The sequence below is a fragment of the Pseudonocardia sp. genome, assembly GCF_050246655.1.
In the GTDB taxonomy this organism is placed as follows: Bacteria; Actinomycetota; Actinomycetes; order Mycobacteriales; family Pseudonocardiaceae; genus Pseudonocardia.
In genome coordinates, this window is record NZ_JBFWVQ010000100.1 from 1 (window position 1) to 21,306 (window position 21,306).

Sequence of the window (21,306 nt, forward strand, 5' to 3'; positions counted from 1 at the left end):
TGTCCTCGGACGCGCTGGAGGCCGGGGACGTCAACTTCGCGAACATGATCTCGTCGATCCAGACCGACGAGGCCCGCCACGCCCAGCAGGGCGGGCCGACGCTGGAGCTGCTGGTCGAGCACGACCCCGTGCGGGCCCAGTGGACGATCGACAAGTTCTTCTGGCTCTCCGCCCGGGCGTTCTCCGCGCTCACCGGTCCGGCGATGGACTACTACACCCCCGTCGAGCACCGCAAGCAGTCCTACCGGGAGTTCATGGAGGAATGGATCATCGACCAGTTCGTCCGGACGATCGAGGACTACGGGCTGCGCCGGCCCTGGTACTGGGACGAGTTCATGGAGGGCCTCGACGTCTGGCACCACTCGCTGCACCTCGGCCTGTGGTTCTGGCGGCCCACGGTGTGGTGGCGGCCCGCGGGCGGGGTGGACGCTGAGTCGCGCGAGTGGCTGCGCGAGATGTACCCGAACTGGGACACCCTCTACGGCGACAAGTGGGCCGTGATCGCCGAGAACATCAACTCCGGCAACCTGGAGGCCACGCTGCCGGAGACGCTGCCGTGGCTGTGCAACATGTGCCACCTGCCGACGTGCAACGCGACGTACGGGCGGGACGGGAAGTGGCGGGTGCGCAACCACTCGCTCAGGCACAACGGCGTCACCTACCACTTCTGCTCCAAGGGCTGCCGGCAGATCTGGTGGGAGGACCGCGACGCGATCAACCACACCACGGTGGTGGAGCGGTTCCTCGGCGGCGAGATCCAGCCCATGGACGTGCCGGGGATCCTCGGCTGGATGGGGCTCACCCCGGACGTGATGGGCGACGACGCGCACGGCTACTCGTGGGCGAGATCCTTCGAGTCCGCGGAGGTGGGCTGACATGGCGGGCGACGACGCCGAGCCCCAGCTCGTGCCCCTCAACGCGATCTTCGCCGACGACTTCGTCGAGGTGCTCGCGCCCGTGCTCAGCACCGACACCATCGCCGAGCTGGCCGAGAAGGTGGCCTACCACAGCGAGGGCAAGCGGGTGCGCCGCCGCGACGCCGCCAAGGTCGTCTACTTCGACGACCGCATCCTGCCGCCCCACCTGACCGTGAGCGAGGCGGGCATCGGCCCGCTGGACCACGTCCGCGTCGACTACGAGGACTGACCGGCCATGGACAACCCCGTGGGACCCATCCTGCGCATGTGCGACGAGGTCGAGCTCGTCGCCGCCGCGATCGAGGACGACAACCCCGACCGCGACATCGAGATCGTCGACCGCGGCGCCTACGTCCGCATCCACGCTTCGGACCGGCTGCGGGTCACGGCGGAGTCGCTCAAGCGCCATCTCGGCGAGTCGTTCGAGATCCGCTCGCTGGAGGCGATCATGCCGTCGTTCTCGGGCCGGATCTCCACGTCCAGCGACGCGGTCGAGTGGTCCCTCGGCTCCGTGGGAGGCAGGTCATGACCGACACACCCACCCGCCGCCTGCGCACGTGGAGCGCCTTCGGCGACGTCCGCAAGCGGCCCACCGAGTACGAGATCGTCTCGCACGCGACGAACTGGACGCTCCGCTCGGGGCGCAAGGCGCCACTGGAGGGCAACCCGTCCTCGCCGGGCAACCTGTGGATGATCACCTACCGCGACCGCTCGCCGTTGCAGGCCGAGGACTGGGACGGCTTCCGCGATCCCGATGCCCACACCTACCGCACCTACGTCGTCCAGCAGGACGAGCAGGAGAGCCACGTCGCAGGCCTCCTGGAGCAGTACGCCGCGGTCGGCGCGGACGGAGCGCTCGCGCCGCGCTGGCGGGCCACCCTGGCCCGGCTGTTCACGCCCACGCGCTACCCGGTGCACGGCGCCCAGCAGGTCCAGGCCTACGTGGCGTTCATGGCGCCGTCGTCCTACATCACCGGCGCGGCGACGCTCGCGACCGCGGACCTGCTGCGCCGCGTGACCCTGGTCGCCTACCGCACCCGCGAGCTGCAGCTCGCCGACCCGGAGGCGGGGTTCGCTACCGGGGAACGGGCGGTCTGGGAGGACGCCCCGCAGTGGCAGCCCGCCCGCCGGGCCGTCGAGCTGGCACTTGTCACCTACGACTGGGCCGAGGCGTTCACCGCGCTCGACCTCGTGCTGCTGCCGACGCTGGACGACGTGCTCCTGCGCCAGCTCGGCGAGCTCGCGCGCGCCAACGGCGACGAGCTCACCTGGCTCCTGACGTCGTCGCTGGCGGCGGACGCGGCGCGGCGGGCCCGGTGGAGCGCCGCGCTGGCCCGCCACGCCCTGGCCGAACGGCCGGAGAACGCGGACGTCCTGCGGAAGTGGATCGACCGGTGGTCGCCGCGCGCCGACGCGGCGGCCCGCGGGCTGGGCGAGCTGATGGCGACCCTCCCCGAGCACGGCCGTTCGGCGTCGCAGGTGGCCGACGAGGCGGTCGCGGCCCGCCGCGACCTGCTCGCGAACGCCGGCCTGGTCGCCGCGGCGGCCTGATCGCACGAGAGGAGACGGCCCACGTGGCATCCGCGAACGACGCATCCACCGCGACCCGCGCGACCTGGACCGACGTCTACGAGGCCGACGAGCTCTGGGAGGACGACATGGCGGCCGTGACCGTGCGCGACACGCCCGTCCTGCTGCTCGACGCCGGGGGTGAGGTCCGGGCCTACCACAACCGCTGCCCTCACCAGGCGTGGCCGCTCGACGACGGCGACTTCACCGACGGCGTGCTCACCTGTTCGAACCATCTCTGGGAGTTCGACGCGCGTTCGGGCCGGGGGATCAACCCCGACGACTGCGCCCTGACCGCCTACCCGGTGAAGGTCGAGAACGGGCGGATCTGGGTCGCGGTGCCGTGATGGTGCCGGCAGGCCCCGCCGATCGCGTCGTACACGGCCGCTCCGACCAGGTCCGCATCGCGCAGGCCGAAGCGCGGCGCGTGCTGGAGCGGGTGCGCGGGATGCCCGCCGACGCGGCGCTGCACGCGCTGCGCTTCGCCGCGGGCACGGTGTGCGCACCGGTCGCGCGTGTGGTGCAGCAGGCCACCGCCGAGGCGGCGCGCGTGCACGGCATCCCGCCCGCCGCCCTCGCGGTCGTGGCGTTCGAGGTCGAGGAGGGGGAGCCGGTCGTGCGGGTGCGCCGGCAGGCGCACGGCAAGGCCGACTGGATCACCACCCGCACCACGGCGCTGACCGTGGAGCTCCGGTCCACCGGAAGGGGCGCAGTGCCGTGACCGCACGGACGGCCGACCGGGTCCGCGAGGCCCTCACCGAGGTCCTGGACCCCGATCTCGGGATCAACGTCGTCGACATGGGGTTCGTCCGCGACATCCGGATCGACGTCCGGAGCGACGGGGACAACGCCCGGCTCACGATGACCCTCACCTCGCCGGCCTGCCCCCTGACGAAGATCATGGAGGACCAGATCCGGACGGCGCTCGTCGGGTCGGGGCTCGTCGCGCGGTACGCGATCGACTGGGAGTTCTCCCCGCCGTGGCACCCGAGCGACATCACCCCCGAGGGCCGCGAGCAGCTCGTCGCGATCGGCTTCACACCCTGAGCGCTCACGGCGGCTAGCCTTCCCGCTCGGGAGGTGGGCCGGGTGCGCTGGATCGGACGCGGCCTGCAGCTGCGCCGCGACCGGTTCCTGCCCGACGCCCTTGCCGGCGCGACGCTCGCCGCGATCGCCGTGCCCGAGGTGCTGGGGTACGCGCGGATCGCAGGCATGCCGGTCGAGACCGGGCTGTACACGCTGCTCGCGCCTGCCGTCGTGTTCGCGGTGCTCGGCGCCTCGCGCTATCTCGTCGTCGGTGCGGACTCGGCGACCGCGGCCATGCTCGCCGCGGGCCTCGCCACGGTCGCCGTGGCCGGCAGCGACCGCTACGTCGCCCTGGCCGCGACGACGGCGCTGGTCGTGGCGGCCCTGCTGCTGGTCGCGCGCCTGCTGCGGCTGGGGGTGCTCGCGGACTTCTTGTCCCGCAGCGTGCTCGTCGGCTTCCTGACGGGGGTGGGCATCCAGGTCGCGGTGGGGCAGCTCGCCGACGTGACGGGCGTGCCGGTCACCACCCACGACGTGCCCGCCCTGCTGGTGCAGATCGCCCGGGGGCTGCCGGACGCCGACGGCACCGCCGTCGCGATCGCCGCGGGCGTGGTGGTCGTTGTCGTGGGGCTGCGGCTGATCGACCGCCGCATCCCGGGGGCCCTGATCGCGGTGGTCGCCGCCATCGCCGTGTCGGCGGCGATCGACCTCGACACCGCGCTCCTCGGGCCGGTCCCTTCGGGGCTGCCGACGCCCACGCTGCCCGGGGTGGGGCTGGAGGACCTGCGCACGGTGCTGCCGCTGGCCCTGTCGATGCTGGTCGTGATCCTCGCGCAGAGCGCGGCCACCGCGCGCGCCTATGCCGCCCGCCACGACGAGCGCGCCGACACCGACCAGGACGTCGTCGGCCTCGCGGGCGCGAACCTCGCCAGCGCCCTGACCGGCACGTTCGTCGTCAACGGCAGTCCCACGAAGACCCAGATCGTGGACTCCGCAGGCGGGCGCAGCCAGCTCGCGCAGCTCTGTGCGGCGCTGCTCGCCCTGGTGGTGGTGCTGGTGGCGACCCCGTCGCTCGCGCTGCTCCCGCTGGCGGCGCTCGCCGCGGTCGTGCTCCTCATCGGTGTCGAGCTCGTCGACGTCGACGGGCTGCGCAGGCTCTGGGCCGTGCGGCGGTCGGAGTGGGCGCTCGCACTGGTCACGGCGCTGGCCGTCGTCCTGTTCGGCGTCCAGACCGGCATCGCGATGGCCGTCGCCCTGTCCATCGCCGACCACCTGCGCCACAGCTACCACCCGCACAGCAGCGTGCTGCGCAAGTCCCCGGCCGGGCACTGGCACTCCGAGCCGGTCGCGCCCGGGCTGCGGACCGTCGACGGGCTGATCGTCTACCGCTTCGGTAGCGGGCTGTACTTCGCCAACGCGTCGCGCTTCGCCGCCGACGTCGCCCTGCTGACCACCAGCGGCCCGCCCGTGCGCTGGTTCTGCCTCGACGCCGCCGCGATCGGTGACGTCGACTACAGCGCGGGTGAGGTGCTGGACCGCGTCCGGGAACGCCTGGAGGATCGCGGGATCCGGCTCGTCCTGTCCAGCGTGGTCCCCGCGGTCCGCCGGCAGCTCGACCGGTACGGGTTCGTCGACCGGCTCGGCGCCGACCGGATCTTCGATACCTCCGGCGAGGTGCTGGAGACCTACGACGCCGCCACCTGAGCCCGCTCGCGCGCCAGCAGCGTCGTCGCCAGGAGCGCCGCCACCGCGCCGCCCGCGACGACGAGCACCATCGGCACCGCGCTGCCCTCGCCGCCGAGCGCCAGGAGCGGGGTGACGAGGACGCCGCCCGCGAACATCAGCGCCCCCAGCACCGCCGACGCCGAGCCGGCGGCACGCGCGCGCGCCACCCCGAGCACGGTGGCGTTGGCGGACACGAGCCCGCGGCTCGCGACGACGACGAACAGCAGGACCAGCACGGCGGGCAGATCCGACCCGACGAGCACCGCCCCGACCAGGGCGACGGCGGCCACCGTCGAGGAGGCGAGCCCGGCCACCAGCAGGCGGCGCACCGCGTGACGGCGCACGAGGCGGGCGTTGAGCAGGCCCAGCGCGATCATCCCGGCGGCGTTCGCGGCGAACACGATGCTGAACTGCGTGGCCGACAGGCCGTAGACGTCCTGCAGTGCGAACGACGACCCGGAGATGTAGCCGAAGAGCGAGGCGTAGGCGAAGGCGACGGTGAGCGCATAGCCGGCGAACACCCGGTCGCGGGCCAGGTCGACGAACGCCCGGCCGGTGCGGCGCAGCCCGCCCGGCTGCCGCCGGTCCGCTGGCAGCGTTTCGGGGATCGCCCGCCAGGCGGCCGCGGCGAGCACGAGGCTCGTCACCGCGAGCAGCCAGAACATCGGCCGCCAGCTGCCCGTCGCGGCCAGCAGGGCACCGCCCAGCACCGGCGCGATGATGGGGGCGACGCTCGACACGGTCATGAACAGCGAGAACAGCCGGGCCGCCTCGACCCCGCTCGCGATGTCCGCTGCGACGGCCCGGGCCAGCACGATGCCGCCGCCGCCCGACGCACCCTGCAGGAAGCGCCACGCGGCCAGCCACCCCGCCGTCGGGGCGAGCGCGCAGAGCACCGAGGCGAGTGCGCACACGAGCGTCGAGCCGATGAGCAGCCGCCTGCGGCCCCGGGCGTCGGACAGCGGGCCGAGCACCAGCTGGCCCACGACGAGGCCGACGACGTCCGCGGTGAGGGTGAGCTGAACGGCCGCCTGGCTCGCGGCGAGGTCGTCGGCGAGCCCGGGGAAGGCGGGCAGGTAGAGGTCCATCGACAGCGGGCCGAACGCGGTGAACCCGCCGAGCAGCAGCGTGAGCACGGCGAGCCGGCGTCCGGTGAGGGGATGGCGGGTCATGCCGTCGAGTGTCGGGCGCTACCGTCGATCGAACCAATTCAGAGTTCAGTGCCCAACGATCGAGGATCGCGATGGATGTCCGCCAGCTCGAGTACGTCGTCGCCGTGGCCGAGGAGCTCAACTTCACCCGGGCCGCGGCGCGCTGCCACGTGGCACAGTCCGCGCTGAGCTACCAGGTCGCGCGGCTGGAACGCAAGCACGGCGTCACGCTCTTCGAGCGCACGAGCCGGTCGGTGCGTCTCGCTCCGGCGGGCGAGCTGCTGCTGCCGCGCGCCCGCGCCGTCCTCGCCGGGATCGAGGCCGCCCGTGTGGAGCTCGCCGAGCTGGCCGGGGTCGTCACCGGGCGGCTGCGGATCGGCATGATCGGCAGCACCGGCCAGGCCGCGCCGGTGGTGGAGCGCGCGCTCGCCGCGTTCCACCACCGCCATCCGGGTGTGGAGATCGCCATCCGGGACACCGGCAGCCGGCACATGGCCGGCCAGGTGCGCGACGGCGAGCTGGACGTCGCATTCGTCGGGCTGCACCCCGGGCAGCTCCCCGCAGGCCTGACCCACCGGGTGCTCGCCGACGAACCCCTCGTCCTCGCCGTACCCCACGGGCACCCGGACTCCGGCCTCGCCGACCTGGCGACCCGCAGCGCGTTCGTCGAGATGCGCGCCGAGTCCGGGCTGCGCCGCCAGGTGGATGCCGTGTTCGCCCGGGCGGGCCTCACCCGCCGGATCGCGTTCGAGCTGGCCACCTCCGACGCGGTGGCCCGGTTCGTCGCCCACGGCTTCGGCCCGGCCGTGGTGCCGCGCTCGGCCGTCGAGGCCCGGCCGGGCGACGTCAGCGCCCTGGACCTCGCCGATCCCGACGCGCGACACCCGATCGTCCTCGTCCACCGCGGCCCGGCCCCTTCCGCGCCCGGCGCGCGGGCCTTCCTCGCCGTCCTCGACGAGTTCGAGGCCCGGGCGCCGGTCAGGGCACCCAGGTCGTGAGATCGCGCCACGTCAGGCGCCGGTGGGCCGCCATCGGGGCCGGGGCGCCGGGTGCCGGGTGGCCCAGGCAGACGATCATCTCGGGCACCCAGCCGTCGGGCAGCCGCAGGACCACCGCCACCGCGGCGCGGCTGAACGACGTGACGGGCCCCGCCCCGACGCCGATCGCGTGGGCGGCGAGCAGCAGCGTGGCCGCCGCGGTGCCGACGTCGACGTGCAGGCCCGGGGCGTCCGGCGGGAACCCGAACGCGGCGGTGCGCGGGCGGTCCGTGCAGATGGTGATCGCGGCGACCGGGCGCTGGAGCATCCCCGGGGACACCATCCGCAGCAGACGCAGCGTCGTGGGGTCGTCGGTGGCGACGAAGCGCTGGAGGTGGCGGTTGCCGGCCGTCGGGGCCCAGCGGCCCGCGTCGAGGATCGTCTCCAGCTGCTCCCGGGGCAGCGGTTCGGCGGTCATCGCGCGCACCACCCGGCGGCTGCGGATGGCGGCGAGCACCGCCTCGCCCCCGTCCGTCACCGCGGGTCCTCCTCGAAGTGCGCGGCGAGGTGCGTGGCGAGGGCGCGGCACAGCTCGTCCAGGCGTGCGACGTACTCGGCGCGGCCGTCCCGGGGCACCGCCAGTTCCGGGGCGGCGTCGAGCGGACCCGACACGAACTCGGCGGTGGGCGCCGACGCCCGGGACGCGATCATCGCGCCGAGCCTGCGGGCCGCGGTGAGCAGCCGCAGCGGGCCGTACTCGGCCGCCTCGTCGACCTGCGTGCGTGCCGATGTCACGAGGTAGGCGAGCAGTTCGAGCGCCTCGTCCTCGCCGAGCACCGGGCGCGACGGGGGACCGTCCGGCATCCGTGCCTCCCTTCGTGGCCAGGGCATGATGCCGTGCCGCCCGGCCCGGGGACCAGCCGTCCGCCCGTGGGGGCCCTTCGCCCCTTGGGCCGAGCGCGCACTCGGTCGATCATCGGGTCGTGGAGGCTCAGACGATGACCGCGACGGGGACGACCAGTGGCGACCGGGCCTTCCTGCGCGCCATGCCGGCGGAGGTGCGCGCGGACTGGGAGTCGCTCGGCGTCCCGACCCCCGTCCCGGCCCGGTTCGATCCGGACCTCGCCGCCGACCTGCCCGAGCCGGTGCGGCGCTGGCTGCGCCGGGCCGTCGGGCCCGGGACGGCGCTGCGGTCCGCGGTCGAGCTGCGGATGCGCGGCGAGATCAAGCTCGGCTCCTGGCGGCCGTTCACGGCCGTGCAGCGGATGACCGCCGAGGGGCTGGTCTGGGCGGCCCGCCTGCGGGTCGCGGGGCTGCCCGTGGCCGGGTTCGACCGCTACACCCGCGGCAGCGGCGAGATGCGCTGGCGCCTGCTCCGGCTCGTGCCCCTCGTGTCGGCCTCGGACGCCGACGTCACCCGCAGCGCCGCAGGCAGGCTCGCTGCCGAGCAGCTCGTCGTGATCCCGGCGACGGCCCTGCGCGCCGACGTGGCCTGGCGCCCGGGGACCGGCGACAGCGCGACGGCGCTCGTCCCCGCAGGCGGGTGGGTCCACGAGGTGACGGTCCGCGTCGGCCCCTCGGGTGCCCTCACCGGGATCGAGATGGACCGCTACGGCGATCCCGGCGGCGGTTTCGGCGTCCACCGCTTCGGAGCGGTCCTGGAGGGCGCCCTGCGCACCGGCGGGTTCGAGATCCCGCGCCGTGTCGTCGCGGGTTGGTTCCCGGGCACCGACCGGTGGGCCGACGGCGAGTTCATCCGCTACACGGTGGACGCGGCGATCTTTCGCTGAAGCTCGCCGCGCGGGGATGCGGGCTCGGCGCGACCGCTGCGCCGATCGGGTGTGACACGGGTCCGTGACCATCCGTATCCCGAGCCGTCGTCGCTCGTTGGGCAGGCTGCGGCGCGTACATCGCCCGCTTCCGCGTGCCCGGATCACCCGGGCGCGCGAGAGACGTCGCCCGGTTGGCGGCCAACCTGGCGGGCGCCGGTGGACCGGCGCCGCGTGCGTCCGAGGCTCCTCGCCGCTGCTCGGCCCACCGGTCGCGTTCCGGTGCCCGCGGACGGCTCGTCCGGTGTGGTCGCCGTCACCGCGTGGACCGTGCTGGTAGATCCCCCGTTCTCGCCGGATGGATCATCGCGACCGGGTCGCCGGGCAGTCGTGATCATTGCTCCGAATGCCAGATCGGGCGTGGATCGCGCGCGGTCGGCTCGTCCGGAAAGCCCCCGTTAGCCCGTCCGGACCTGTATCCGGCCCGTTCCGACTGGACGGGTGAACTGCGGGAGGCCGTGAAACACGGTTCGGTGAACGCTCGATGTCCGAACGTGCGCCAATGACGGCGCCGTGAACGGAAACAGCGAAGGAGCCACCCCGATGAGCTGCAAGAAGTCCTTCAAGCACGCCGTCCCGGCGAAGTGCGGCCGCCGTCGCGGCCACCGCGACGAGTCCTCGAGCTCCGCCGGCCCGCGTCGCCGTCGGCACCGCAAGCACGACGAGAGCAGCAGCCGCGGCGGCTGCCGGCCGAAGCCGAAGCGCTGCCGCTGATCGGCACCGCGCCGCTGGCTCCGCCCGGTGTCGACCGGGCGGGGCCACGCTCCCCCCTTAGGTACCTCTGATGTCCGGCAGCAGCACCTCCGACCGGCTGCAGGCCGATTCCGAACCGGCCGACGAGGCGGACTCCAGCAGCCTGGTCGAGGCGGCCCCCACGATCAGCGTGAAGGAGATCTTCCGCAGATTCTGGCCGGAGACCAAGGGTCTCCGGTTCCGCCTTTTCCTGAGTCTCGTTCTGGTCGCTCTCGGCCCCGCGCTCGACACCGCGTCGATCTACCTCTTCAAGGTCCTGGTCGACGACGTCTTCACCCCGGGCGACTTCTCGCTCTTCCCTTACATCGCGGCGGCCTATCTCGCCATCACCATCGTCGAAGGCGTCATCTCCTTCATCGACGGATACCTGACGACGTGGATCGGCGAGAAGTTCCTCCTCCGGCTGCGCACCAAGCTGTTCGCCCACCTGCACCGGCTGTCGCTGGGATTCTTCGAGCGCCGCCAGCTCGGCGACGTGCTCTCCCGCCTGACCGGTGACATCGCCGCGATCGAGGGCCTGGTCCTCGCCGGCGTCGGCGAGCTGATCTCGTACGGCCTGAAGATCCTGTTCTTCGGCGGGATGCTGTTCTGGCTGAACTGGAAGCTGGCGCTGCTCTCGCTCGTCGCCGCGCCGCTGTTCGCCGCCACGTCGCGCTACTTCAGCAGGCGCATCAAGAAGGCCTCGCGCGAGAAGCGCCGTCGGGCGGGTGCGATCTCCGCGGTCGCGGAGGAGAGCCTCGGCAACGTCGCCCTCGTGCAGGCCTACGACCGCGCCGACCACGAGGTCGAGCGGTTCCACAAGGAGAACCTCGGCAGCTTCCGGGCGCAGATGGTCGCCACCCGGCTGCAGTCGCTGTTCGGTCCGATCATCGACATCTTCGAGGTCGGCGGCGTGCTGCTGGTCATGGGCTTCGCCGTGGCGGAGCTGGCGGCGGGCCGGCTCACCCTCGGCGGCCTGCTGGTCTTCATCGCCTACCTGACCCAGCTCTACGGCCCGGTGCGCGGGCTCGGCAACCTCTACAACTCGATCTACGCCGCGAGCGCGAGCGCCGAGCGGATCATCGAGCTGCTCGACGAGAAGCCGCTCGTCGACGACCCGCCGCAGGCGGTCCCGCTGGACCGGGCGCGCGGGGCGATCACCGTGGAGCAGGTCGACTTCGGCTATCCCGGCACCGACAAGCAGGCGCTCGCGGACGTCAGCTTCGCCGTGGCGCCCGGCCAGAAGGTCGCCGTCGTGGGCGCCAGCGGCGCGGGCAAGTCCAGCCTCGCGAAGCTCCTGCTGCGCACCTACGACCCCGACGTCGGCTCCATCCGGCTGGACGGGATCGACCTACGCGATCTCGCGCTGTCCGACCTGCGCCGCAACGTCGTCGCGGTGCTGCAGGAGACCCTGGTCTTCGACGGCACGGTCCGCGACAACATCCTCTGGGGCAGGCCGGACGCGACCGAGGAGGAGCTGGTCGCGGCGGCCGAGGCGGCCGACGCGCACCAGTACATCTGCGAGCTGCCCGACGGCTACGACACCCGGGTCGGCCAGCGCGGACGCATGCTCTCCGGGGGCCAGCGCCAGCGGTTGGCGATCGCGCGCGCGATGATCCGCGACGCTCCCGTGCTGCTGCTCGATGAGCCGACCACCGGCCTGGACGCCGCGTCCACCCAGCGCGTGCTGGAGCCGCTGCGCCGCCTCATGTCCGGCCGGACGACCGTGATCATCTCGCACAACCTGCTGACGGTCACCGACGCGGACAAGATCGTCTATCTGGAGGGCGGGCGGGTCACCGGCCTCGGCACGCACGAGGAGCTCCTTGCCGGTCATGCCGGCTACGCGGAGCTGTACCGCCTGCACCAGGAGGCCGAGGCGGACGTCGATGCGCCGGCCGACGTCGATGCCACCGGCATCGTCCCTGCCGGGATCGGCGTCGCCCTTGCCGCGTCCGACGACGTCGCGGCCACCGCCGTCGTGCGCCCGCGGCCCAGGCCGCGCCCGCTGCGTGCGGCCCCCGGCGTGCCGGTGCCGCAGCCGCGCCGGGCGCGCCCGGCGCCCGCGGCCGTCCGTCCCGCGGACCGGCCCGCCGCGGAGCCGGCGAACCGCCCGATGCGCCGTCCCGCGCCGAGCCGTCCCGTGCCGGTGAACGGGCAGGCCACGGGCGGGGGCCCGGTGCCGGCGGCCCGCATGGTCGACGGCGGCCAGATCGTCGACGCGCACCTGCCCGGCATCGCGTTCCGGGCCGGGCACCCCGAGCCGGCGGGCGGCCGACCCGTGACGAACGGGCACCCGGTGACGAACGGGCATCCGGTGAACGGCCGGCCGGCGACCAACGGGCACCCGGCGACCAACGGGCACCCGGTGAACGGCCGGGCGGCGACCAACGGGCATCCGGTGACCAACGGCCGCCCCGTGACCGGCGAGAACGTCGTGACCGAGGCGATCCCGACCGTGTCCCGGACCCGCCACGCCCGGCCCGTCCCCGCGCCGGCGCGGCCCGTCCCGCCGCCCCGGCATCGCGCGCCCGACCCGCGCGCCGGGGGTCGCCACAGCGCGCCCGGCGACGACGGGCCCGGCGATGCGCAGGACACGCAGCTGTTCCCGGTCACCCGGCGCACGCCCGGTCGTCACCGGCCCCCCACCGGACCGGTCCCGCGCGGGCGCCGCCTCGCCCCGGACGACGACCTGATCGCGCACACGATCACGCAGGCCATCCCCGTGGCCCGCGTGGGCACCCGCAGCCGCACGGAATCCGCTCCCCGGTCACCGATGAGGGAACACGCATGACGCTCGCCCCGCCCGCCCCGCCGCCGAGCCCGCTCGTCGGGCCGCCCGTCCCCGCGCCGGAGATCCCGGCCGACGACCCACCGGCGCTCGCCCCTGGCGCGGAGATCGTGCCCGGCTACACCGTCGTGGAGCACCTGCGCCGCGGCCGCGACGTCGACACCTACGACGCCTGGAGCGTGCTGCGGCACAGCAGGTGTGTGGTCAAGGCGATCCGTCCCGACCTGCTCGGCGACCGTTACTCGGTGTCGCTGCTGCGCCGCGAGGGGCGCCTGCTCCGCTCGCTCGCGCACCCGCACCTCGTGCGCGCCTACGAGCTCGTCCGCGGCGACTCCACCCGGCCGGACGCGCTGGTCCTCGAGGTGCTCTCCGGGGCCACGCTCGCCCACCTGATGGACGAGCTCGGCAGGCTCCCGGCGACCGACGTCGGCCACGTCGGCCGGCATCTGTGCTCGGCGCTGCACTACCTGCACGGGTCCGGCTACGTGCACCTCGACGTCAAGCCCAGCAACGTGATCGCCGACGAGGGACGGGCCAAGCTGATCGACCTCGGGCTCGCGCGCCGGCCCGGGCGGTGCCCGGCGGGCGTCGGGACCCGGCTGTACATGGCTCCCGAGCAGGCCGTCGGCGGGGAGGTGGGCCCGGCCGCGGACGTGTGGGGGATCGGCCTGCTGCTCTACGAGGCGGCCACCGGGCACCACCCGTTCCTGCCCGACGACGAGGCCGACCTCGATGCCGACCCCGATGCCTCCGACCCCTCCACGTCGGACGACCCCCTGCCGCCGCTGCAGCTCTCCCGTCGGGCCCCCCGTCTGCGGGCCCGACGGCGGCTGCCGCGCGCGGTCGCCGAGGTGATCGACGCCTGCCTGGAGCCGGACCCGGTACGCCGGCCGACCCTCGCCGAGCTGGACGCCGCCGTGTCGTTGCTGGTCCCCGACGAGGACCCGGCGGACCCAGCGGGCTGAGCGGACCGAGGCGGGCTCTAGAGGTCCGCGGCGAACCCGTGGATGTCGCGCACCGTCGCCCGGTAGGCCTCGGGAACCGCCTGGCGCCACGACATGTCCGCGGCGTGTGTGAGGCCGAGGTTCACCCTGCCCACCGCCGGCACGCCTGCGCGCTGCAGCAACCGGAAGTAGGCGATGCCCTCATCGCGCAGCGGGTCCAGCTCGTTCACCGTGACGACGTGCGCCGGCATGCCCTCGACGTCGCGCTCGGTGGCGAAGTACGGCCAGCACAGCGGGTTCTCGGCGTTCTCGCCGGTGGGGTCGTAGACGGTGACGAGCAGGTCCATCATCTCGCAGTTGAGGTAGTGGCCGTCGTTCTCGACCATCGACGGCAGCTCGCGCAGCTTGCGCTCGCGGCTCCAGCCGTAGCCGCCGCTGATGTAGGGCACCATCGCGTAGACGCCGTCGATCCGGTCCAGCCGGCCCTCCCGCCGGGCGCGCAGCGCGGTGGCGAGGACGAGGTTCGCGCCGCCGGACTCGCCCTGCAGCACGATCCTCGTGATGCCGAGGCCGGCGCGGTGCTCGTGCACCCAGTCCAGGGCGGCGGCACAGTCGTCCAGGCCCGCGGGGAAGGGGTTCGCTCCATCGGCCGTCCACGCGTTGCGGAAGCCGACCGTCACCACGACCATCCCGGTCGCCGCGAGGTCGTTGCTCCACCGGCGGTGCACCGCGTTGTGCGCCTCGAGGATGGTCATGCCTCCGCCGTGGATGTAGACGAGGCCGGGCAGCGGCCCGGACACCCCGGCCGGCCGGTAGATCTGCAGCGGGATGTCGTGGCCGTCCGGGCTGCGGACGGACTCCTCGCGGTACACGACGTCGGTGGCCCGCTCGCCCGGCCATTCCCACGGCACCGCCGCGTAGAGGCCCTCGAACGCGGTGTGCGCCCCGCCCACGAACTCGGCGACCGCCTCGGTGCCCGCTCCGCGGTCGAACGGCGGCGGTGCCGCGTGCCCATCCAGCCCGAAGGCGGCGAGCCCGGCCCGCAGCCCGGGGTGGAGCCGGGGATCGGTCCGGAGCTCGACGGCAGGATCGGCCAGTCGGCCCTCCTGCCGTGCGGCGGCCTGCTCGACCTGCGACGTTCCGCTCATCTGTTGCCTCTTTGCGACAAGAGTCGGATATGTTGCATCCCGACTGTGTCCCGGGCCACACTGGGTGTCAAGAGACCGTGCGAGGGAGGCATCACGGCACCGGCCATCGACACCGGATGCACGCCGCTGCAGGAGCAGCTCGCGGGGGCGTCCGGGCGTCCCACCGTGCTCGACGCGTTCCGCCGGGCGCGCCGCACCTTCCGCGACGGCAGGCGCGTCGACATGGGCGTGCTCGCGCGGGAGCTCGACGTCAACCGCGCCACGCTCTACCGGTGGGTGGGTTCGCGTGAACAACTGCTTGTCGAGGTGCTGTGGTGGCTGGGCCGGCGCACCTTCGAACGGCTGCTCGCCGATCCCGCGACCGTCCGGCCGGGGTGCAGCCGCTCGGCCTCCGTCCTCGATGCCTGGTTGCACGCGGTGATCGGCGACGCCGGGATGCAGGCCTTCGTCGAGCACGAGGGCGAGCTGGCGCTGCGGGTGCTCACCACCCGGGCCACCGACTTCCAGCCGCGCCTGCTCGGGTTCGTCGACGCCCTGCTCGCCGAGGACCTCGACGGCGGGACGATGTGGACGCCCGTCCCGCGCGCGGACCTCGCCTACGTCGTCGTGCGGATCCTGGAGTCCTACGTCTACCTGGGCCTGATCACCGGCGAGCGGCCCGACGCGGACCGGGCGGGCCGCGTGCTGCACTCGCTGCTGCAGCGTCAGGCGCCGAGCGCCAGCACCCCGGCCGTCGCGAGCAGCACGACCTTCCCGACCTCCGCCGCGACGTAGACCAGGTGCTCCCGGGAGCGCGGCACGTCCTCCCCGGCCAGGACCCGGTCCGAGCGCCGGTTCTTGCCTCGGGCGCACCACGACGAGCTGCGCGGCGAGCAGCACCGCGAGCGCGCCGGCGACGACGCGCAGCGCGGGCACCGCGACCGCGGCACCGACCAGCACGACCGCGAGCACGATCTCGGCCCGGTTCAGCGCGCGGAACACGATCCGCCCGATGCCGAGCCCGATCCGCAGGGGTCACGTCCGGTGCGCGGAACTTGAGCGGCGCCTCGAGGAACGAGATCGCGAGCACCATCCCGAGCCAGACGAACGCCGCGGCCGCGCCGATCGCCGCTGCAAGCTGCATGGCCCCATCCTGGCCTCGGTTCCTCGACGAGGCGCGCAGGCATGCTCGTGAAGTATGTCGCTTTCTACGATCTCGCCGAGAGCACCCGAGAGTCGGCGATGGAGGTGCACCGAGCTCGCCCCGAGCACCGGGGTCCCGCCTCGCGGCGGGACCCCGGCCGGGCCGGGCCTCAGCCGGCTGACGCCCCCTCCCGGGCCTGGGCCCGGGCCCGCGCGAGGTGGTCCTCCGGCGTGGTGATGTCCTCGACGTAGGTGAACAGCGGTGACGTGCCCCGCAGCATCACGAACGTCAACACACCGAAGCAGAACGGCAGCGTCATCGCCGGCAGGCCCCACGGGCCGAGGAACGACGCGATCGCCCCGAACAGCAGCGCGGTATAGGCCGCGCACGCCATCCCGAGCAATGCCGAACGCCAGGTCAGGACGTAGAACACCCCGGCGATCGCGAGACAGGCGTCGTAGGAGTTGAACCCCCACAGCCCGTTGTAGATCGCCACGCCGCTCGCGCCCAGTCCGATGCCGACCGCGGTGCCGATCACGACACCGATCAGCGCGAAGCCCGCCGCGATCCGCGAGCAGATCGCGATGCCGATCAGCACGAGGACCCCGCCGAGTATCGAGTTGACGAAGAACAGCTGGCCGATGCCGCGGAACACGGCGTTGATCCAGCCGTCAAGGCTCGATGCCACGGCGGCCGTCGCGTGCTCCCGCAGGGCGGTCGAGACCTGTGGCCCGTCCACCGCGGGCAGGAGCGGCGAGATCGACTCACCGATCCGGCCCCGCAGCGTGTGCAATCCGGTGATCATGAACAGCAGCACCGACAGGTTGAACGCCAGCGTGAAGGGCGGGACGCCCCACGCCTTCGCGAACAACGCCGCGAGCGCGGCCATCGCGATCGAGGACCCAGCGCTCACCACGACGATCCACGTGGTGGCCACCCCGTCCCACTTCGGGGCGAGGAAGGTCGCCAGGGCCAGCCCGCAGAGCACCCCGTTGAACCCGAAGAGCCCCGCTTCGATCGCGCCCCGGTCGAACCGCATCAGCAGTGCCACCAGGTTCGACACCACGACGCCGAGCGTGCCGCCGAACCCGAGCCACGGGTCGAACGACCACGCTGCGACCAGCACGAACAGCCCGGTGAACGGGTTGTTCATGAACATGACCTGCCCGACGCCGCGCAGGCAGTACTCCACGAACGCCAAGGGTGGCGCGTGCAGCACCCGTTCCTGCAGCGCGGGCGCGGTGCCGTCGACCCAGCCCCGCACGCGGGGCTGGGCACCGGCTTCTGGCGCCACGACTATCCGCCTAGGCACGCGCCACGGGCACGCCCTGGCCCGGGTCGACCTGCTGCGGACCGCTCGCGCTCGGCCGGACGTCGATGTCGAAGATCGCCGTCGGGATGTAGACCGTCGAGCAGGAGTTCGGGATGTCGACGACGCCGGACAGGCGCCCCTCGATCGGCGCGGCACCGAGGATCATGTAGGCCTGGATGTCGCTGTAGCCGAACTTCTGCAGGTAGTCGATCGCGTGCAGGCAGGCCCGCTGGTAGGACAGGTGCGAGTCGAGGTAGCGCTGCTCGCCGTCGAGGGTCACCGACGTGCCGGAGAACGCGAGCCACTGGTCGTAGCGCGGGTCGACGTTGCCGGGCATGAAGATCGCGTTCTCGCTGACGCCGTAGGTGGCCATGCCACCCTTGATCACGTCGACGTGCAGGTCCATGAACCCGCCCATCTCGATGGCGCCGCAGAAGGTGATCTCGCCGTCGCCCTGGGAGAAGTGCAGGTCGCCCATGGAGAGGTTCGCGCCGTCGACGAACACCGGGTAGAAGATCCGCGAGCCCTTGGTGAGGTTCTTGATGTCCTGGTTGCCGCCGTTCTCGCGCGGCGGGGCGGTGCGGGCGGCCTCACCGGCGACGCGCTCGATGTCGGACTCGGGCAGGTGCCCCAGGATCACCGAGTCCGGGTTGGGCGGCAGCGCCAGCGGCGGCACCCGGGTCGGGTTGGTGTCGATGAGCGCCTGCTCGCGGGCGTTCCACGTGCGCAGCAGCTCGTGCGAGGGCGCGGTCCCCATGAGGCCGGGGTGGATGATGCCGGTGAACGAGACGCCGGGGACGTGGCGCGAGGTGGCGGTCTGGCCGCTGAAGTCCCAGATCACCTTGTAGGCGTCGGGGAACTGCTCGGTGAGGAAGCCGCCGCCGTTGCGGGTGGCGAAGACGCCGGTGTAGCCCCAGCCCTGTCCGGCGAGCGGGCCGGAGTCCTCCTGCGGGATGGCGCCGACGTCGAGGATGTCGACGATCAGCAGGTCGCCGGGCTCCACGCCCTGGACGGCGATCGGGCCGGAGAGTACGTGCACGCCGGCCAGCGGGGCGTTGAGGACGTCCTCGGCCGAGTCGTCGTTGCGGATGGCGCCGTCGAACCACTCGCGGCAGTGCACCCGGAAGCTGTCGCCCGGCCGGACCTGTACCCGGGCCGGGATGTCGGGGTGCCAGCGGTTGTGGCCGACTATCTGCTGGTCGGTGAAGCTCTTCGTCGAGTCCAGGGGGAAGACGACCTCGGGCATGGCGGATCAGCACTCCTCATCGAGTGGATGTCCTGCGGGCAGGACGGATACGCCCGCGCCGGTCGGCGGGGCGTGGCTTTGTGGCTCTTTGTGGCTATGCGGCGGCGGCTACCGGGCGCCGCGGATCAGGGACGGGGCAGCGTGCGCGTCCGCGGATCGAACGGTGCGGCCGGGCGGCCGGGCCGACGCGGGAGCGACGACACGACGTCGGGCTCGGTGCGCGAGCGCTCCGAGCGGTCGATCACCGCCATCCGGCCTCGGTCGGCGAGGCCCAGCATCGGTGCGGTGATCATCCGCGGGGACAGGACCCCGCAGGTGGGGCACGCGATCGTGACGGGCGCCGTGCCGATCGGGACGCGGAGGTCGACGGGACCGTCGACGGCGCAGCGGTAGGTGTACGTCGCCATCCGAGGCTCCTCCTCTCGACGGCGAAGGAAATAATTTCCTAGGAAAATTAGCGATCGAGTGCTGCGCTGTCAACACCCGGCAGCTGCTGGATGACGTCCCAGCTCAGGCCGTCTGCGACCGCCAGGAACACCCGCTGGCGCAGGTGCCTGTCGCGCAGCTCGACGGTGCCACGCGGGCTCTCGTAGGCCAGCCCCTCCGACACCGACGTCATCGGCGACACCTCCGCCGACCCGGCGCGGCGCATCAGCGCCGTCAGCAGCCGGACACCCTCGTAGCAGGACTCCCCGAGGCTGTTCAGCACCGGCGCGTCCGCGCCGAAGCGGCGGAAGTAGGCGGCGGCGAAGTCCAGCCCGGACGCGGTGGCGAGGTCCTCGAAGTAGCCTGCCGACGTCATCAGCCCGCGGGTGTTGTCCGCGCCGGAGGCGAGCAGGACGTTCTCGTCGATCAGCGAGCTGAACCGCAGCACGTCGCGGTCCAGGCCGATCGCGCTGAACGCGCGGTTGAACTCCACGGCGTCGTCACCGATGAGCAGCATCAGCACGGCCTCGCAGGCGCTGGCCTCCACGCGGTGCAGCACCTCGGCGAAGTCCGACGTGCCCAGCGGGACGTACATCTCGTCACAGATCGTCCCGCCGATCCGCCGCAGGTGGCGGCGTGCGGTGGCGGCCGAACGGCGCGGCCAGACGTAGTCGTCCCCGACGATCGTCCAGCGGCGCACGCCCGCGGTGTCCGCGAACCAGTCCAGGGTGGGGGCGAGCTGCAGGTCCGGCGTCTCGCCGGTGAGGAAGACGCCGGGCCGGTGCTCGCCGCCCTCGTACAGCGCGGTGTAGGCGTACGGGACGCGCCCGCCGATCACCGGTGCGACGGCCTCGCGGACCGCGGAGATGTGCCAGCCGGTGACGGCCTGGACGGAGCCCGCGCAGATGAGCGCGTCCACGTCCCTGGCGACGGCCGCCGGCGCCTGCCCGCCGTCCACGATGACGAGGTTCAGCTCGCGGCCGAGCACGCCGCCCTCGGCGTTGATCTCCTCCATGGCGAGCTGGGCGCAGCTCTCGCAGGACGGCCCGAAGATCCCGGCCGGGCCCTGCAGCGGGACGACGAGGGCCATGTCGAGGACGTCGGGTCGCCGGGCGGGCGGCACCGTGAGATGCTTCGACGCCAAGCCCACTGCCATGGGCGTTACGCTAACGATGCGCTCCTGCGATGGTGCTGCTCCGATCGGAGGGACAGTAGTCGTCGATGGTGGGATCACAGCCCGTTCGGACTACGTCGTGCCACGACGAGACCATTCGCATGCTCACGATGGCGGAGCGCGCCGTCGTGCTCCGGCTGGAGGAGGCGCTGCGGGCGCGGGGATCCGGGATCGACCAGTGGCGCGTCCTCTCGCTGCTCGTCGAGCGGGGCGGGTGCTCGATGAACCTCGTCGCCGAGCACGCCATGCTGCTCGCCCCGAAGCTCAGCAAGCTCGTGGACCGCATGGTGTCGGCCAACCTCGTCCTGCGCCGCCCGGACGACCACGACCGCCGCAAGGTCCTGATCGCGGCGACGGCCCGCGGCCGCCTGGCGCTCGCGGAGTGGGACGAGGCCGCCGCTGAGGTGCAGGAACGCTTCCGCGCCACGCTCGGTCCCGACATCGAGGTGCTCCAGGAGCTCCTGGGTCGGGTGTGCCGTGGGCTCGGCACCGAGGACCCCGCCGCGACCGTCGGCTGATCCTGTTGACAGGCAACTAGACGGTTGCCTATCGTCGGATAGGCAACTGAATGGTTGCCTGATGGAGGATCCGTGGACGCGGTGTTCAAGGCGCTCGCCGATCCCCACCGGCGGCTGCTGCTCGACCGGCTCAACGCCCGCAACGGCCAGACGCTGCGGGAGCTGACCGACGGGCTGGACATGACGCGCCAGGCCGTCACGAAGCACCTCGCCGTGCTCGAGGCCGCCGGGCTCGTGGTCACCTGGCGGCGCGGGCGGGAGAAGGTGCACCACCTCAACGCCGCCCCCATCACCGAGATCGCGGACCGCTGGATCCACCGCTACGACCGCGCGCGGGCCCACGCCCTCGCGGACCTCACCCGAGCACTGGAGGGCACCGGCATGAGCGACACCGCGTTCGTCTACGTCACCCACATCCGCACCACGCCCGAGAAGCTCTGGCAGGCGCTCACCGAGCCCGCGTTCGTGAAGCGCTACTTCGGCGGCGGCGGGCCCGAGTCGGACTGGACGGTCGGCGCGCCCGTGCGCTGGAGCATGGGCGGCGACGACCCGCTGCACGACTGGGACCAGCACGTCCTCGAGGCCGACCCGCCGCGGCGGCTGGCCTACACCTGGCACAACTACCAGCCCGAGATGGCCGCGATGTTCGGCTGGAGCGACGAGCGGCTCGCCGAGCTGCGCCGCGAGCCGATCTCGAC

At 73.2% G+C, this 21,306-nt stretch carries 23 protein-coding genes and 2 pseudogenes; 16 read left to right on the top strand and 9 right to left on the bottom strand.

The window, feature by feature from the left end; translation table 11 throughout:
- The 8 genes and pseudogenes from AB7J25_RS24050 to AB7J25_RS24085 all read left to right on the top strand — a co-directional run.
- A pseudogene (locus tag AB7J25_RS24050) lies at positions 1-875 on the top strand (toluene monooxygenase); the annotation flags it as partial.
- A 1-nt stretch (position 876) separates the two neighbouring features.
- Positions 877-1,146 carry a toluene-4-monooxygenase system B family protein gene (locus tag AB7J25_RS24055; protein ID WP_428512397.1) on the top strand — a complete coding sequence of 90 codons (270 nt, stop codon included), beginning with the start codon at positions 877-879 and terminating at the stop codon, positions 1,144-1,146.
- 6 nt (positions 1,147-1,152) lie between these two features.
- On the top strand, positions 1,153-1,446 hold the full coding sequence (locus AB7J25_RS24060; protein WP_428512399.1) for an MmoB/DmpM family protein: 294 nt from the start codon (positions 1,153-1,155) through the stop codon (positions 1,444-1,446).
- Positions 1,443-2,468, top strand: a complete 1,026-nt coding sequence (locus AB7J25_RS24065) for a toluene hydroxylase (protein WP_428512401.1) — start codon at positions 1,443-1,445, stop codon at positions 2,466-2,468. The genes AB7J25_RS24060 and AB7J25_RS24065 overlap by 4 nt, the downstream gene beginning before the upstream one ends.
- A 23-nt stretch (positions 2,469-2,491) precedes the next feature.
- Complete coding sequence (locus AB7J25_RS24070) at positions 2,492-2,833, top strand: Rieske 2Fe-2S domain-containing protein (RefSeq protein ID WP_428512403.1); 342 nt, start codon at positions 2,492-2,494, stop codon at positions 2,831-2,833.
- Entirely contained in the window at positions 2,833-3,207 is a 375-nt protein-coding gene (locus AB7J25_RS24075; protein WP_428512405.1) for an uL22m family ribosomal protein, read from the top strand. The genes AB7J25_RS24070 and AB7J25_RS24075 overlap by 1 nt, the downstream gene beginning before the upstream one ends.
- Positions 3,204-3,533 (top strand): metal-sulfur cluster assembly factor, encoded by a 330-nt coding sequence (locus AB7J25_RS24080; protein ID WP_428512407.1) that lies wholly within the window; start codon positions 3,204-3,206, stop codon positions 3,531-3,533. Before AB7J25_RS24075 ends, AB7J25_RS24080 begins: the two co-directional genes overlap by 4 nt.
- Before the next feature lie 42 nt (positions 3,534-3,575).
- Positions 3,576-5,216, top strand: a complete 1,641-nt coding sequence (locus tag AB7J25_RS24085) for a SulP family inorganic anion transporter (protein ID WP_428512408.1) — start codon at positions 3,576-3,578, stop codon at positions 5,214-5,216.
- Here AB7J25_RS24085 and AB7J25_RS24090 read toward each other — a convergent pair.
- Positions 5,198-6,409, bottom strand: a complete 1,212-nt coding sequence (locus AB7J25_RS24090; protein WP_428512410.1) for a Bcr/CflA family efflux MFS transporter — start codon at positions 6,407-6,409, stop codon at positions 5,198-5,200. The two genes, AB7J25_RS24085 and AB7J25_RS24090, sit on opposite strands and share 19 nt — an antisense overlap.
- A 71-nt stretch (positions 6,410-6,480) precedes the next feature.
- Between AB7J25_RS24090 and AB7J25_RS24095 the strand changes: the two genes are divergently transcribed.
- Positions 6,481-7,386 (top strand): LysR family transcriptional regulator, encoded by a 906-nt coding sequence (locus tag AB7J25_RS24095; RefSeq protein ID WP_428512412.1) that lies wholly within the window; start codon positions 6,481-6,483, stop codon positions 7,384-7,386.
- Here AB7J25_RS24095 and AB7J25_RS24100 read toward each other — a convergent pair.
- Positions 7,367-7,903, bottom strand: coding sequence for a nitroreductase family protein (locus AB7J25_RS24100; protein WP_428512414.1), 537 nt, complete (start codon positions 7,901-7,903; stop codon positions 7,367-7,369). The two genes, AB7J25_RS24095 and AB7J25_RS24100, sit on opposite strands and share 20 nt — an antisense overlap.
- Complete coding sequence (locus AB7J25_RS24105) at positions 7,900-8,229, bottom strand: DUF6092 family protein (RefSeq protein ID WP_428512416.1); 330 nt, start codon at positions 8,227-8,229, stop codon at positions 7,900-7,902. The genes AB7J25_RS24100 and AB7J25_RS24105 overlap by 4 nt, the downstream gene beginning before the upstream one ends.
- A 119-nt stretch (positions 8,230-8,348) precedes the next feature.
- On the opposite strand from AB7J25_RS24105, the gene AB7J25_RS24110 reads away from it, so the two are divergent.
- From AB7J25_RS24110 to AB7J25_RS24125, 4 genes are all read left to right on the top strand, one after another.
- Complete coding sequence (locus tag AB7J25_RS24110) at positions 8,349-9,155, top strand: DUF6544 family protein (protein ID WP_428512418.1); 807 nt, start codon at positions 8,349-8,351, stop codon at positions 9,153-9,155.
- 582 nt (positions 9,156-9,737) lie between these two features.
- Positions 9,738-9,908 carry a hypothetical protein gene (locus AB7J25_RS24115; RefSeq protein WP_428512420.1) on the top strand — a complete coding sequence of 57 codons (171 nt, stop codon included), beginning with the start codon at positions 9,738-9,740 and terminating at the stop codon, positions 9,906-9,908.
- Positions 9,909-9,978: 70 nt separating this feature from the next.
- Entirely contained in the window at positions 9,979-12,720 is a 2,742-nt protein-coding gene (locus AB7J25_RS24120) for an ABC transporter transmembrane domain-containing protein (protein ID WP_428512422.1), read from the top strand.
- Positions 12,717-13,682 (top strand): serine/threonine-protein kinase, encoded by a 966-nt coding sequence (locus AB7J25_RS24125; RefSeq protein ID WP_428512424.1) that lies wholly within the window; start codon positions 12,717-12,719, stop codon positions 13,680-13,682. Before AB7J25_RS24120 ends, AB7J25_RS24125 begins: the two co-directional genes overlap by 4 nt.
- Positions 13,683-13,699: 17 nt before the next feature.
- Here AB7J25_RS24125 and AB7J25_RS24130 read toward each other — a convergent pair whose 3' ends face one another.
- Positions 13,700-14,809, bottom strand: coding sequence for an alpha/beta hydrolase fold domain-containing protein (locus tag AB7J25_RS24130; RefSeq protein WP_428512426.1), 1,110 nt, complete (start codon positions 14,807-14,809; stop codon positions 13,700-13,702).
- Between the two features lie 45 nt (positions 14,810-14,854).
- Here AB7J25_RS24130 and AB7J25_RS24135 point away from each other — a divergent pair, with 45 nt between their 5' ends.
- Positions 14,855-15,583, top strand: coding sequence for a QsdR family transcriptional regulator (locus AB7J25_RS24135; RefSeq protein ID WP_428512428.1), 729 nt, complete (start codon positions 14,855-14,857; stop codon positions 15,581-15,583).
- On the opposite strand, the pseudogene AB7J25_RS24140 reads toward AB7J25_RS24135, so the two are convergent.
- The 5 genes and pseudogenes from AB7J25_RS24140 to AB7J25_RS24160 form a co-directional block, all read right to left on the bottom strand.
- Positions 15,514-15,932: pseudogene (locus AB7J25_RS24140) on the bottom strand (hypothetical protein). The gene AB7J25_RS24135 and the pseudogene AB7J25_RS24140 sit on opposite strands and share 70 nt — an antisense overlap.
- A 169-nt stretch (positions 15,933-16,101) precedes the next feature.
- Positions 16,102-17,226 (bottom strand): urea transporter, encoded by a 1,125-nt coding sequence (locus tag AB7J25_RS24145; protein ID WP_428512430.1) that lies wholly within the window; start codon positions 17,224-17,226, stop codon positions 16,102-16,104.
- 10 nt (positions 17,227-17,236) lie between these two features.
- The gene (gene fmdA, locus AB7J25_RS24150; RefSeq protein WP_428512432.1) at positions 17,237-18,490 is read right to left on the bottom strand and encodes a formamidase; all 1,254 of its coding nucleotides are present in this window, start codon (positions 18,488-18,490) and stop codon (positions 17,237-17,239) included.
- A gap of 125 nt (positions 18,491-18,615) precedes the next feature.
- Entirely contained in the window at positions 18,616-18,897 is a 282-nt protein-coding gene (locus AB7J25_RS24155; protein ID WP_428512434.1) for a zinc ribbon domain-containing protein, read from the bottom strand.
- A gap of 47 nt (positions 18,898-18,944) precedes the next feature.
- Positions 18,945-20,006, bottom strand: coding sequence for a substrate-binding domain-containing protein (locus AB7J25_RS24160; RefSeq protein ID WP_428512440.1), 1,062 nt, complete (start codon positions 20,004-20,006; stop codon positions 18,945-18,947).
- A gap of 185 nt (positions 20,007-20,191) precedes the next feature.
- On the opposite strand from AB7J25_RS24160, the gene AB7J25_RS24165 reads away from it, so the two are divergent.
- The gene (locus AB7J25_RS24165) at positions 20,192-20,608 is read left to right on the top strand and encodes a MarR family winged helix-turn-helix transcriptional regulator (RefSeq protein WP_428512436.1); all 417 of its coding nucleotides are present in this window, start codon (positions 20,192-20,194) and stop codon (positions 20,606-20,608) included.
- A 72-nt stretch (positions 20,609-20,680) separates the two neighbouring features.
- A partial coding sequence (locus AB7J25_RS24170) for an ArsR/SmtB family transcription factor (protein WP_428512438.1) occupies positions 20,681-21,306 on the top strand: 626 nt, incomplete at its 3' end.